Origin of the sequence: Amycolatopsis pretoriensis (assembly GCF_900107925.1) — a bacterium.
In the GTDB taxonomy this organism is placed as follows: domain Bacteria; phylum Actinomycetota; class Actinomycetes; order Mycobacteriales; family Pseudonocardiaceae; genus Amycolatopsis; species Amycolatopsis pretoriensis.
The window spans coordinates 272,543-284,518 of sequence record NZ_FNUJ01000011.1; the positions used below are offsets into that span (position 1 = coordinate 272,543).

The 11,976-nt window shown below is 68.7% G+C and carries 13 protein-coding genes; 5 read left to right on the forward strand and 8 right to left on the reverse strand.

Annotated elements, in window-relative coordinates; translation table 11 throughout:
- Window positions 1-114 precede the first annotated feature (114 nt).
- From BLV96_RS40630 to BLV96_RS40650, 5 genes are read left to right on the forward strand one after another with little or no spacing between them, the layout of a single operon-like run.
- Window positions 115-726 carry a vWA domain-containing protein gene (locus tag BLV96_RS40630; RefSeq protein WP_086682760.1) on the forward strand — a complete coding sequence of 204 codons (612 nt, stop codon included), beginning with the start codon at window positions 115-117 and terminating at the stop codon, window positions 724-726.
- Window positions 727-755: 29 nt separating this feature from the next.
- Entirely contained in the window at window positions 756-1,658 is a 903-nt protein-coding gene (locus BLV96_RS40635; protein WP_086682757.1) for a hypothetical protein, read from the forward strand.
- 46 nt (window positions 1,659-1,704) lie between these two features.
- The gene (locus BLV96_RS40640; protein ID WP_086682754.1) at window positions 1,705-2,787 is read left to right on the forward strand and encodes a hypothetical protein; all 1,083 of its coding nucleotides are present in this window, start codon (window positions 1,705-1,707) and stop codon (window positions 2,785-2,787) included.
- A 1-nt stretch (window position 2,788) separates the two neighbouring features.
- Entirely contained in the window at window positions 2,789-3,154 is a 366-nt protein-coding gene (locus BLV96_RS40645) for a hypothetical protein (protein WP_086682750.1), read from the forward strand.
- Window positions 3,147-3,449 (forward strand): hypothetical protein, encoded by a 303-nt coding sequence (locus BLV96_RS40650; protein WP_086682746.1) that lies wholly within the window; start codon window positions 3,147-3,149, stop codon window positions 3,447-3,449. Before BLV96_RS40645 ends, BLV96_RS40650 begins: the two co-directional genes overlap by 8 nt.
- A 481-nt stretch (window positions 3,450-3,930) precedes the next feature.
- On the opposite strand, the gene BLV96_RS51595 is transcribed toward BLV96_RS40650, so the two are convergent.
- The 8 genes from BLV96_RS51595 to BLV96_RS50990 form a co-directional block, all read right to left on the reverse strand.
- Window positions 3,931-5,730: a hypothetical protein gene (locus BLV96_RS51595; RefSeq protein WP_425266210.1), complete on the reverse strand. Its 1,800-nt coding sequence runs from the start codon at window positions 5,728-5,730 to the stop codon at window positions 3,931-3,933.
- A gap of 39 nt (window positions 5,731-5,769) precedes the next feature.
- Entirely contained in the window at window positions 5,770-6,879 is a 1,110-nt protein-coding gene (locus tag BLV96_RS40665) for a 3-oxoacyl-[acyl-carrier-protein] synthase III C-terminal domain-containing protein (protein ID WP_086682737.1), read from the reverse strand.
- Between the two features lie 2 nt (window positions 6,880-6,881).
- Window positions 6,882-7,079: a hypothetical protein gene (locus BLV96_RS40670; RefSeq protein ID WP_086682735.1), complete on the reverse strand. Its 198-nt coding sequence runs from the start codon at window positions 7,077-7,079 to the stop codon at window positions 6,882-6,884.
- A 104-nt stretch (window positions 7,080-7,183) separates the two neighbouring features.
- A complete protein-coding gene (locus tag BLV96_RS40675; protein WP_086682731.1) occupies window positions 7,184-7,657 on the reverse strand; it encodes a cupin domain-containing protein in 474 nt (157 codons plus the stop codon).
- A gap of 25 nt (window positions 7,658-7,682) precedes the next feature.
- A complete protein-coding gene (locus BLV96_RS40680) occupies window positions 7,683-8,789 on the reverse strand; it encodes a hypothetical protein (RefSeq protein ID WP_091390258.1) in 1,107 nt (368 codons plus the stop codon).
- Between the two features lie 137 nt (window positions 8,790-8,926).
- Window positions 8,927-9,676 (reverse strand): hypothetical protein, encoded by a 750-nt coding sequence (locus BLV96_RS40685; RefSeq protein WP_091390262.1) that lies wholly within the window; start codon window positions 9,674-9,676, stop codon window positions 8,927-8,929.
- Window positions 9,677-9,711: 35 nt separating this feature from the next.
- Window positions 9,712-10,581, reverse strand: a complete 870-nt coding sequence (locus BLV96_RS40690) for a L,D-transpeptidase (protein ID WP_086681555.1) — start codon at window positions 10,579-10,581, stop codon at window positions 9,712-9,714.
- Between the two features lie 82 nt (window positions 10,582-10,663).
- Entirely contained in the window at window positions 10,664-11,755 is a 1,092-nt protein-coding gene (locus BLV96_RS50990; protein ID WP_244180857.1) for a S53 family peptidase, read from the reverse strand.
- Between the last annotated feature and the right edge of the window lie 221 nt (window positions 11,756-11,976).

Genomic DNA, 11,976 nt, shown 5'->3' on the forward strand with positions numbered 1-11,976 from the left:
TGATGTCGCGCAATCGGCCGTTGGAGTTTCGGTAATCCGCATTTCTTGCACGTTCGATACACACCGGGTTGCGAGGCTTCCGCCGGTCGAATCAGGGGTGAAGGAGAAACCGGTATGGGGTCCGACGTGTTGCCGTGTTACGTGGCGTGCGACGTCTCGCTTTCGATGGCCGACCACCTCGACGAACTGAACCAGGGCCTGCGCGAGTTCCGCGGCGCCGTGCACGCGGACGCGTCGATCACCGACCGCGTGCTGTGCAGCGTGATCGGCTTCGGGGCGGAGCCTTCGATCGTGCAGCGGATGCTGCCCATGGACAGCCTGGTGGACCTTCCCGCGCCCGGGGCGTGCGCGGGAACGAACTTCGGGCCGGCGTTCACGTTCCTGCGCGACGTCATCGACGAGGACCTCCGCCTGCTCGCGGCGCACCGCGTCCGGGTGCACCGCCCGATGGTGTTCTTCCTGTCCGACGGCCAGCCGACGGACCCGGTGACCTGGCCGCCGGCGTACTCGGTCCTGACGGACCCGGCGTGGGCGTGCTGCCCCCGGGTGGTGACGTTCGGCGTCGGCGACGCGGACGAAGAGGCCCTGGGGCGCATCGGAACGTTCCGCAGCTACCTGAGCCGGGACGGCGTCCGCCTGGGAACGGCGCTGATCGCCTCGGTGATGCACGTTCTGTCCACTTCCGGTCCACCGCGTGACCGCAGGCTGTCCGGAAGGGGGTGCTGAAGATGGAGACGCACTGAAGGAGAACGACGGTGGAGCGCGCTGAGCTGGTCCAGGAGCTGAAGACGCTGCGCAAGGGCCGAGGCCTGGCAGGCCGAGTCGACGACCGAGTGGGGCCGTATCTGAGGTCGGCCTGCGCGGTGTCGTCGGACGACGGCCAGGTGGCGATCCGCGAGAAGGTGACGGAACTCATTTCCGAGCTGGCGGCCCACCTCCCGGACGACTTGCGCTTGGCGGCGCTGGCGGCCTTCGCGATCTGCGCGGAGGCCCGCCAGCCGCTGTACCAGGACCGGGTGAGGTGGGCGGCATCCCGGGTGGACCGTGACCCGCGAACGGTCCGCCGTCGCGTGGACGAGGCGATCGTGCTGCTGGCGGAGCTGGCGTGGTCGTCTTCGTCGCCGGTTGTTTCTCCATCGGACCGTTGGCACACGACGTCGTTGTCGATCGCTTGCGTAGTGGACGAGCCGTTGGTCTTGGAGCGGCGCCGGATCGTGGCTGATCAGGAGGGGTTGGAGTTTCTTGACCTGGCTGTGTCGCTTCCCGCCGGTCAACCCGCGGTGACTGTTTTGTATGGAGGTTCGTTGGTCGATCGCGGGATGGAGACGTCGTCGCGGTGGGGGTACGGATTGGAGTTGCCTCGGCCGTTGTCCCGAGGGGAGTCGTGGGAGTGCGCGGTGTTGTTCCGGCCGCCGTCGATCTCGCCGTACATGGTTTCGGTGCCTCGGCAGCGTTGTGATGCTTTTGACCTACGGGTTCGGTTTGGTGGGGCTCCTCCTGCCGTTTGGGCTTTGGAGGGGGCGTTCCAGAGGGACGTGTCGGACCCGGGGTACGAGGGACGTCCGGAGCAAGTGGACTCGACGGGTGAGGTCCACTTGCGGTTCAGGGGTCTCACACCAGGCTTGGCTTATGGCGTTCGCTGGGCGGTTCAGCCGTGAGCTGTCATACTCTCTGCGATTGATCAACTACGCTAGGGAGTAGCCCGTGGCGTTCACGGTGGACACTTTCCAAGTCGGGCTGTACGGCGGAATCCTCGGAAACCACCAAGGCGACGCGAAGGCCGCAGAAGGGTTCGCCGAGGCCAACCTCCAGATCGGCGCGCAGCCGGGGTTGATCGCCGACCTGGTCGGCAGTCACGAACAGGCCAAGGGTGAGATCGTCAAGGCGCTGACCGGTCTGGCCACGGTGTGCGAGGCGAGCTGCGCCGAACTCGACCGCGTCCGGCAGATGTACGACCGGGTGGACCAAGGTTCGGCCGAGCGGCTGGACCGGACGTACCCCGACCCCGGAAACCCGCCGCAGATGCCGTCGGTACCGGGGCTGCCCGCCGACACCAGTACGCAGGCCGTCCGCCAGACCACCCATCCGGCGGAACGATTGAAGCCCCCGCAAGCGGCCGACTTCACCAACCCGATCCAGCTGGTGAACGACCTGGGCAACCTGATCAGCGCGGGCTATTGGACGCAGCAGTTCCTGGACGCGACCATCCAGGTCAACCCGGTCGAGGAGTTTTCGAACTGGGTGGCCGGCGACTGGGAGCAGTTCGCGAAGGCGTCCGACGCCCTGAACTCGCTGTCGCTCTTCTGTGGCGACCTCGCCCAAGACGTGAAGATGAACATCACCACGTTGCTGACCAGTTGGACAGGGAACGCGGCCAACGAGGCGTTCCAGTACTTCAGCGGCCTGGCCGGCACGGTCAACGACTACGCGGCGGGCCTCGGCACCCTGCACGACAAGTACCGTGAAGCGGCGCAGGGCGTCTGGGAGTTCTCCGAAACGATCAACGACGTCATCCAGGACATCTTCGACAGCATCTTCTGGGGTGCGGTCGAACTCGCCGCGGGCGGAGTGCTGTCCGAGACCGTCGTCGGCCCGGCTGTCCTCTGGAGCCTCGCCGCGCTGGAGTGCAAGAACGTGGTCGACGGCTGGAAGCAGATGACGAACCTGCTGATGAACGTCCAGAACACGATCCGCCTGATCCACGGTGGCATCCTCGACGTCATCGGCTCCGGTGGCAGCTTCGAAGCGCACCCCCTGCCCGCCGGCTACAACCACCCGGGAGCCTGAGATGTCGCCGGAATTCTCCGCGGACCCGGTCCGGAACCGCGCCCGCCACGAGCTCCTGACCAAGCTGGCGGCTTCGACGGCCAACCCGGCCGCGGCGGAGATGGCCCGCGAACTCTTGGCCGGCAACGTGACTCCGCGCGGGATCCTGAGCACGAACCTGTATGCGGACGTACTCGCCGCGAGCACGCCGGGTTTCGCCGAGTGGTACGGCAGCCTGTCCGAAGGAGAGAAGGACGCACAAGCCGAAGCGGGGCGGAATGCCTTGACACAGTTGGCGGCCCCAGAGGCCAAACCCGCGCCGCCCCGCCGCTCAGACGCTGTGGACGATGAAGAAGACTTCTCCGAGGTGGACTGGCTCGATGGCTGACGAGCGAAACGGCTCCCCGCTGTTCGACACCGACGCCATTCTCCGCAAGGCGTATTTCGGAGTGTGGCTCCTCAGCTTGGTATTCGCGGGCTTCGCCATTTGGGGCATAGTGCGTTATCCCCATTGGTCGTGGGCAATCCCCATCGCGGCGGCCGTGGTGGCGCTGGCCGCGAACCACCGCTTGCGCACGGCGAATCGCCACGGAGAAACTATCTTGCTCGGCGTCACGACCCTGCTGTTCGTCGTGCTCTCCGGCGTGATGCTCGGTGTCGCTCTGCGCTTGGCCCGTACCTGAAGGTGCCCCCGGCAGGATTCGAACCTGCGACACCCGCTTTAGGAGAGTGGGTGACAGTGCCGTCCAAGGCCTCTACCAGCCACTATGACCTCACGGCTGTGCCGTATGACCCCAGAAACCACACGGTTTAACACGGTTTCGGGTCACGAAATGGGTCATGCCGGGTCGCCCGAAGTGTGGCGTAGAGCACACGCTGGACAGGCGTGTTGCCGTACTCGCATCGCTACCGACCGGTCGCATGGCCTCATCATGACAGAGGACGGCGACGACGTGCAGCGAGGTGGCGCTGGTCCCCTTTGCTGTCGCGGCGAGGCGAGCACGCTCGTCGGCGGCTCAGGCTCGGGAGGTCAACCTCTAAGCCGCATGGTTTGCGTGAACACCTGGGTTAGTGTGCTCAGCGCCGGCGCTGCCCGTGCCTCCGTTAGAGTGATCAGCCGCCTGAGGTCAGCTGCGAGCTTCATTTCGGGAGACGGCGTCGGGACTAGTTGACGAGTTGATATTTCCGGCGGATGCTGAAGTTAATGGTGTCGATGTGGGCGGTCACTTGGATCGTCGACACCAGCCTCCCCTTGCCACATAGCACCGGAGGTCTGTGATGTCCGACCCCACTGTAAGTGCGCCGCGTTTCTTGACCGTTGGTCAAGCAGCAGAACTGCTCGGCGTTTCCGCGATGACTATCTACCGTGCCGTAGATGAAGGTGCCTTCCCGGCGATTCGGACGCGAGGGCGTATCTCGATCCCCGCAAAGGCAATCGACGCGATGGAGACAGTTGCCATCTCGGAAATGCGGGCGGTCGACTCCAGCGAGTTCACGCTGCCGATGAGGAACGGTGTCGAAGCAGGTAGCAGGTAGAGGTTCGTCTGTGGGGCCCTGAAGGCTGGCACCAGCGGCGGTGGCCCTCAGGGTGCGGTTGCATGCGAATTGATGCCTGTCGCGTCGATGTTGCGATCGCAGCCTGAGGGGGTCCGCTTGTCCGCGGGTGGGGGTGTACAGAGTGGGGGAAGTTAATTCCGTGTTTTGGCCAGCCGCTGCACTTTCGGTCAAGGTGTATGCGTCGCAGTCCGACTGTCCACCTGCGTAGCGGTGCACGCGTTCGAGGATCCCCAGGTTGAGAGCGGCATCTCGTGCTCGGCGGACGGTTTTTGGATCGAGGCCTGCTCGTTCGGCCCAGTCGCGTACAGAGATTGAGCCTCCGGTGGCGAGAAACGCGTGCGCGAATGCGTCAAGGGCCGCCCGCAAGCTGCTGACTCGTACGCCGGCGATCGTACGGGTGTGCACCGCGACACCGGATTCGCGAGCCAAGCGTCGATCGACCGCAGCTTGAAGCACGGTCTGAACGTGTTGCAGCCGACGCAGCGGTGGCTCGTCCAGGCGTTCGCCGGCTCGGTGCGGTCCGAGGCGACGGCGTCGTGGTCTGCTCTCTTGCGCCTCCTGGAGAGCTGGTAGCCAACGGCTGTGGCGCCAGGCGTCCCTGCCGACGTGAGCCGCTTGCGTGGGGGATGCCTGGTGAAAGAGGTCCCATGCCTGCTCTTCGGTGAGACTGCGTTCGGCGGCGGCGATCGTGGTGGCGGGTGCCCAGAACCATCTCCGCCAGGCTGTTTCGCCGATGCCGCGGGCCTTGGTTCCGGCAAGGTTGGCGAAGGCCCAGGCGTGCGAGGTGGTGTGGCCGGCGCGGGCGAGCGCGAGGGCGTGGCCGTACTCGTCTTCGGATCTGCTGCGGCCGCCGCTGCTTCGTCGCCGTGCGGGCCGTGACGTGCGAGCCGAAGGAGAGTCGGGGAGTTGAGGCGCGTCGGCCGCTGTCAGCGTGAAGTTCACGATTGGGCTGGGCAGGTTGTGCCGGTGGGGCGAGGAGGTAAGGCGGAGGGTCGATCGGAGGGTGGCGGAGACGTCCTGCCGGGTGGCGACCGTGCGGAGGACGATCTGGAGTTCTCGGCGCAGGTAGGCCGGCGTTTTGATGATGAGGTGGGTATGGCCGGGGCGGCCGGATGCGCGGCGGAGCCAGGGCAGGCCGTAGCGGTCGGCCCAGAGGGTCAGCTGTTCGGCAACAACGTCGCCTTCTTCGGCGCCTGCGCCTTTGTCCGTGGGGTCGATGTCGATCGCGAGCATGGGTTGCCGGAGGGCCCCGACGATTGCCCGGGCGGCTGGGCGGGTGTTGAGGATGTCGACGGCGCCATCGAGGTCGCGGGTGATCGTGTGGGCGGCGTTGTCGTCGTCGATGACGATGAACGGCGGACTGAAGAGTGCCTGGTCGAGGCGTGACGGGGCGTAGGTGTCGGGCATGGGAAGTCCTTGGAGCTCGGCCTGCGGGGCGGGTGTTGATCAGCGCCGCGCGTGTGCGGGTTCGTGCTCCGGTGTGCGCCAGGGCCAGCGCAAAACGGGGGCGAGGGTGTTCAAGCCGGGTGGCACCGTGTCGATGCGGAGGATCGCGGCGGTCCAGGTCATGCCGATACCGATGCCGAGCAGCGCGACGTGGTCGCCGGGTGCGACGGCGCCGCGTGTGAGGAGGTGGGTGAGGCCGATGATCTGGTCGTTGGGTCCGATGTGGCCCCACTGGTTGCCGGCGTGGCAGAGCGTGAGATCGGCGGTGATGCCGAGCGGTTGCAGGCACTGGGTGTCGAGCAGGTGCCGTCCGTAGTGCGGCAGAAGCACCCAGCGCAGCTGGCCGAGGTTGAGGCCGGCGTCGCCGAGTGCCTCGTTCATGACGGCGCGGACACCGTCGTGGTTGCGGCGGGCGACGGAGGCGGCGCCGACGGCGTCGGTGTATTGGCGTTTGCGCTCGCGGACGCGTTCGATGCCGAGTTCTGTGCTGCCGGCGGGGAGGAAGCGGTGGTTGCCGCGGTGGAGTTGTTCGAGGGTGGGGTCGGTGTAGGAGCTGGTGGCGAGGATCCGGGCGTAGCCGGGGTGGCGGCCGAGGATGAGGGCGGAGCCGCCGTCGCCGTAGGCGATGCCGTGGTCGGCGGTGAGGTGGTCGAAGGCGGGTGGGCCGAAGGTTTCGCCGCCGGTGAGCAGGACGGTGTCGAGGTCGGGGCTGCCGGCGAGGACGCGGGCGGAGATGTCGATGCCGCCGACGAGGCTGTTGCTCATGGCGTTGAGCTCGCTGGCGATACCGCGGCCTGCTGGAAGGCCGAGGCGGGATCGGACGTAGGCGGCGCGGGACCAGAAGTCGATGCCGCGGCTGCCGCGCCAGATCGCGGCGTGAAAGTGCAGGTCGGGAACAGGCAGCGGCCCGGTGGTGGTCATGGCCACGCTGGCGAGAGCGTTGCGGCCCGCCCGCACAGCCAGGTCCATCCCCGTGCTGTTGCGCGCGATCGACACACCACGCTGACTGGTCGACGCGCGCAGTGTTCGCCCGGACTCGAGGTCGTTGACGGCGACGATGTCGCCGAGTGCTGCTCCGACGCCACGCAGGTGCAGATTGCTCCAGCGCATCCTCAGCACCGCCCGACCTGGTTGGGCCGCGCCGATGTGGGGGCGAGGTCAGCGGTGATTTCCTCGACGGAGTCGTAGTAGGCCTGCAGGTGGTGGCGTGTGATGCCAGCGCAGGCGGCGATTTCGTCGAGGGTGAGCGGTCCGCCGGGCGGTGAATTGTCGAGTAGGTGACGGGCGGTGTCGGTGATCCAGGTGCGCATGGGGTCTCCCCGGTTGAGCCGGTGGGTGGGCACGCCGGGTGACGGGGAGGCGCCGGAAGGTCCGGCGGGTGGCGTGGTTGTGCGGGACGGCTTGGCGGGATGGGTTAGGTGCGGCGGGCGCGGCCGCTGCGGCGGGTGAGCAGGGCTTTGTGGTGGGCGCGGCGCAGGTCGGGGATCTGGTCGCGGACGGCTTGGTCAAGTTCAGGCATCCGGTGCACGTCGGTGTCGAAGCCGGGGTCTGTGCGGAAGACCTGGGCGAGGACGGAGGCGTTGTTGCTGAGGTTGACCACGGCGTAGGGCAGGGTCGCGGGGATGTAGATCATGTCGCCCGCGCGCGGGTGGTAGGGCTGCATTGCGTTGCCGGAGAGGACGGCGACGTGGCCGCTGATGATTGCGATCGCGGTTTCGGTGGTGTCGTGGCGTTGCGGGGCGAGTGTGGTGGCGCCGGGCAGGTGCATCCGGCCGCCTGACAGCGCGCGGGTGGGCACGATCCCGGTGCGCAGAATCGGGGTGAGCGTCTCACCTTCGTTCGCGAGCTGGCCGGCGGCGGACGGTATCGGCGTGGTCGTGGTGTCCATCTCGACGGTCCTTTCGGAGTTGAGTTCAGCGGGCGGGGGTGTCGGTGGTGTGGTGGGCGAGTTCGCAGGCGAGCGCGGCGTTGGCGACGGCGTCGGGGACGAGCCGGCGGCCGTGGCCGCAGGCTGCGGCGACCGCCAGGACGGGGCGGTCCAGTTCGGTTTCGACCAGCCCGAGCGCGGTGCGGGAGTCTTTGGGGTGGGTTTCGTCGACGAGGCCGGCGATGACGTCGATGTCGCGGCGCAGGTGCCGCAGCGCCCGGTAGAACCGCAGATCCGTCGAGGGGGCCTGAGTGCCGGTGCACATCGGGATGTGCGCGGCGGGCATCGGGATCCGCAGCCGTCGCAGCTGGTGGTGCAGGGCGTTGAGGAACTGCACGGCGGGCACGAGGTCGGTGAGGGCGAACAGGGGCTGGTGGCCGAGGTCGCCGTGGCAGAGGTGGATCCGCCACGTTGCCTCGCGGGGGCCGTCGGCGAGGACTCGCGCGACCTGCTTGGCCAGCGCCCGCACCGCCGCCGGCCAGAGCGGCCTTGGGGTGCGGTCCAGCGTCGCGAGGACGGCGGGGGTTTCGAGCTGGTAGACGACCTGGTTGCCGTGCTGGCGGTGGATGGTGTGGACGTCGTCGAGGACGGCCTGGCGGAACACCGGCAGATGGGTGACTGCGGCGGTCGGGGTGCCGAAGGTGAACAGCGACAGGTCGTACGGGTTCGGGATCGACACCTGGTGCGGTGGGAAGTCGCGGTCACTGTGCAGCTGCGTGCGGGCGGCCATGACGGCGTCGATGTGCGCGGCGCGGCCAAGGGACAGGTCCTCGGATTCCAGCCAGCGGCCGCGCTTGAGGCGGTAGGTGGGCATGTCGTCGTAGTCGGCGGAGGCACCGGTGCGCACGGGTTCGAGGGCGTCGACGGTGGCGAGGCCGTCGAGCCAGTCGATGATCCATCGCGGGTCCGGGTCGCAGGGCAGCCCGGTCAACGCGGTGTCAGGGGTGTGGTCGAGGAACCACTGCATCGTCGTGTGGTAGTCGCCGGTCAGGATGGCGGGCAGCGAGCCGACGAAATGCACAGCCCGGACGTCCTCGGACGACGCAGCGTCGAAGTACTCGTGGCTGGCGTGGCTAAAAACGAGGGTGGACATGAGTATCTCCCCTGGTGGGTGGGTTGTGTGGTGGTGCGGGCGTGGGGAGGGCCGCCCGGCGGGGACGTGGGATCGGGAGGGGTGCGCGGGCCCGCGATGGAGGATTGAGGGGGGCGGGCCCGCGCGGCCCGGTGGTGTCAGCCGGTAACGGTGACGTGGCCGGGCTTGGGCTGCGGCTTGGGTGCGGTCCGGTCGCCCGGGTTGTCACCCTGCTGCTGGTGCTGTTCGCCCGGCTTGACTGGGCGGGATGTTCCGGGGGCGCCCGGCTTGTGCGTCGGTGCCGGTCGGGTGCCGGTGGGCGGGTTGCCCGTCGGCGGCGGCGGGGTCCCGGCGCCGCAGCTGACCGTCGCCACAGTCACCGTGATCACCGTGCCCGCGGTCGGCTTGGCCGTCGGTCCGCCGGAGCCACTGGTGCGGGTAGGCGCGGTGCTCGTGGTGACGGTGATGACCGCCGCGGTGCCGTGCCCGCCGGGTGAGACTTTGAGGTTGCCGCTGCCGCCCTTGGGTGCGCTGGTGGTGATGGCGGCGTTGCGGCAGGTTGCGGTGAACGGTCCGACCGTGGTCCCACCGACCCGCACCGAGGCGACCCGGGCTTCGGCGAATCCGGCGCCGGCCTGCAGGCTGATGCCGCTGGCCACGACCGCGCCGCTCGGGGTGGAGACCGAGCCTCCGGCGGTCTTGATCGCGCCGCTGCTGGACACGCTCGGCCGGGCGGTGAGGTGTTCGCCTCCGGAGACGGAGATCCCGGTCGCCGTCGACGTCGCTGCGGCGGCCGCGAGGGCGGGCGGCGCAGCGGTCGCTGGGGTGCAGCTGGACGCCAGGGTGGTGAGGGTGCCGATGAGGAGCGCGCCGGCTCCGGCGGCGGCAAGTGCGGTACGAGTGTTCATGTCTGATCTCTCCAGAAAGTGTTGGCGCGATGGGATTAGCGGATGAGGACTGGGGTGCCGATGGGCACCGGGTCGATGGGATTGGTGAAGGTGGCCAGGGCGTCGGCAGGGACGCGGATGCATCCGTCGCTGGACGGTCGGCCGAACACGTCGGTGGTGGGCCAGCCGCGGATGCCGGTGGTGCCAGGCCCGCCGCCGTAGGTAGAGAAGGTCGTGGAGTGAATCCCGAGCGGGAAGATCACAGGGCTGAACTTCTGCTTCGCGTCGGTCATCGAGGCCAGGACGAACGTCCGCCCCGCCGGAGTCGGTGCCGCCGCGGTGCCGACGCCCACGCTCCAGGTACCGATCTGCTGGTGGTCGCGATAGAGCGTAAGCCGGAACGCGGCCCGGTCGATCACGACGCGGTCGGTCGTCCACTTGATGGTGAGCGTGTTGTCCTGAGTGGACAGCCAGCCGGTGGAACCGTTCGGTCGCGACGGCAGCAGCACCTGAACCCAGCCCGGTTCCTCGACGATGACCGGAACCCACGTGTCGGATCCCAGCTGGGTGGTCTGCAGGACGGCGATGGCCGCTCCGCCGGGCTGGTCATAGACCGGCACCGGCACGGTCGGATTCACGAGCTGCCCGTCCGGGACCTCGTCTGCTGTCGCGTCCTGTGGAGCGGCCGGGATGGTGCTGAAGGTGCTGGCTTCCGGCAGCCCCGCGAGATTCGGGATCGCCCGGGCGGCCACGACCGGGGCTTGCAGTTCGACGCCCAGCTCGACCGGCTCGGCGCCGCGACCGCGGTCGGGTGCGGGCTGCGATGGTGCGAGCAGCGCGCCCGCGGTGCCGACCAACGCGATCCCAGCCAGCCAGAGCGCGAGCACCCGCCACCTGTTCGGTGCTGGCTGTGGCGTCTCGGACATGGAATAGTCCTTCCTCAAGTCGTTGGAGGCCGCGGTGGGCCCGCCCGCTGTCGCGCGGGCCCACCGCGAAATGAGGCTGTGGTTACTGGGAAAGCGCGGAGATGAAGCCGTCGGTGGGTGTGCCGAGGCCGGTGACGTTGTCCCAGCCGGGACCGCTTTGGAGGTTCTGCGGGCGGGCGTCGAAGTCGATCAGGTAGCTGCCCTGCCCGCCGGGGACGGCGACGCCGCCGAAGGCGTGCATCATCGGCGTCCACACCCCGGCCTTCTGCGGCGTGACGTCCGCGATCGCGCCGGACTCGCGCAGGCCGTAAAGGACGGGGGTGAGTAGCCCGGCGCGGGCGTTGCCGGAGCGGGCCTGCTGGGCGTCGACGACGAGCCCGGCGATCAACGGCGACGCCAGCGAGGTGCCGCCGTAGGAGCCGATGCCGAACTGGCCCCTGATGGTCTGCCCGACCAGCATCCCGGTGTAGGAGTCGGCCAGCGCCGCGATGTCCGGGACCGCCCTCTTCCCGTCGGGAACGACGCCGGCCTGCCAGTCCGGCGCGTCGTAGAGGGCGGAGGTGCCGCCGCCGGCGCCGGAGGCGAACGGCCCGTCGGCGTCGCGCTGCGGCGCCCAGGTGGCGCCGGACTGGGTGTTGCCGCTGTTCTCCCATCCGGTGAGCACCTTGGGCTGGTTGTTCTGATCGAGGCCGACGCTGGTCCCGCCGACCGCCACGACCCAGGGGCTCGAGGACGGGAAGCTGGCGGTCGGATGGCCGACGGGGCCGGAGTTGTTGCCGGCGTCGCCGGTGGACACGGTGATGGTCTGGCCCTGGATCGCCGCCTGCAGCGCCATCGAGTTGAACTGGTCCCGCGCCGCCTGCGGCAAGCTGGACTCGCCGTCGGCGTTGCCGTAACTGTTGCTGATCACGTCCACCGCGTTGTCGGTGACAGCCTGGTTGAACGCGTCGTAGAGCCCGGTTCCCTTGCAGGTTTTCCCTGCGTAGTAGCGGATCTTCGCGGCCGGGGCGATGGTGTGCGAGGCCTGCACGTCCAAGGTCTGCTCGGCGGCCCATCCGTCGGCACCGCACTCGGTGACGTCGGTGAAACCGCCCTGCGGCAGAACCGCGCTGTACTGGCTCGCCGCGAGCGGCGGGACGCCGAGCTGGGCGGCGGCCTGATTGGTGTCGGCCACGACGGTGTCAGAGTTGTACGCGCCGACGACACCGATCGTTGTACCCGCCCCGGTGTTCCGTTGCTGAGCTTGTACATCGCTCGGACCTGGGTGCCGGTGTAGCCGCAGAGGGAGTTGGACTGGGATCCGGCGGGGTACTTCTGCGGGACGTCGGTGTTGTTCTGCTCGCCCCACCACCGCGCGCAGTGCTGCTCCGCCGCCGCGGCCGGGCGGGTGTGCTG

Coding starts and splice junctions, on each gene's coding strand:
- BLV96_RS40690 (WP_086681555.1), bottom strand. CDS start 10,581: ATGTCCGAGACGCCACAGCCAGCACCGAACAGGTGGCGGGTGCTCGCG.
- BLV96_RS40630 (WP_086682760.1), top strand. CDS start 115: ATGGGGTCCGACGTGTTGCCGTGTTACGTGGCGTGCGACGTCTCGCTT.
- BLV96_RS51595 (WP_425266210.1), bottom strand. CDS start 5,730: ATGCCCGACACCTACGCCCCGTCACGCCTCGACCAGGCACTCTTCAGT.
- BLV96_RS40680 (WP_091390258.1), bottom strand. CDS start 8,789: ATGTCCACCCTCGTTTTTAGCCACGCCAGCCACGAGTACTTCGACGCT.
- BLV96_RS40675 (WP_086682731.1), bottom strand. CDS start 7,657: ATGGACACCACGACCACGCCGATACCGTCCGCCGCCGGCCAGCTCGCG.
- BLV96_RS40665 (WP_086682737.1), bottom strand. CDS start 6,879: ATGCGCTGGAGCAATCTGCACCTGCGTGGCGTCGGAGCAGCACTCGGC.
- BLV96_RS40650 (WP_086682746.1), top strand. CDS start 3,147: ATGGCTGACGAGCGAAACGGCTCCCCGCTGTTCGACACCGACGCCATT.
- BLV96_RS40670 (WP_086682735.1), bottom strand. CDS start 7,079: ATGCGCACCTGGATCACCGACACCGCCCGTCACCTACTCGACAATTCA.
- BLV96_RS40685 (WP_091390262.1), bottom strand. CDS start 9,676: ATGAACACTCGTACCGCACTTGCCGCCGCCGGAGCCGGCGCGCTCCTC.
- BLV96_RS40645 (WP_086682750.1), top strand. CDS start 2,789: ATGTCGCCGGAATTCTCCGCGGACCCGGTCCGGAACCGCGCCCGCCAC.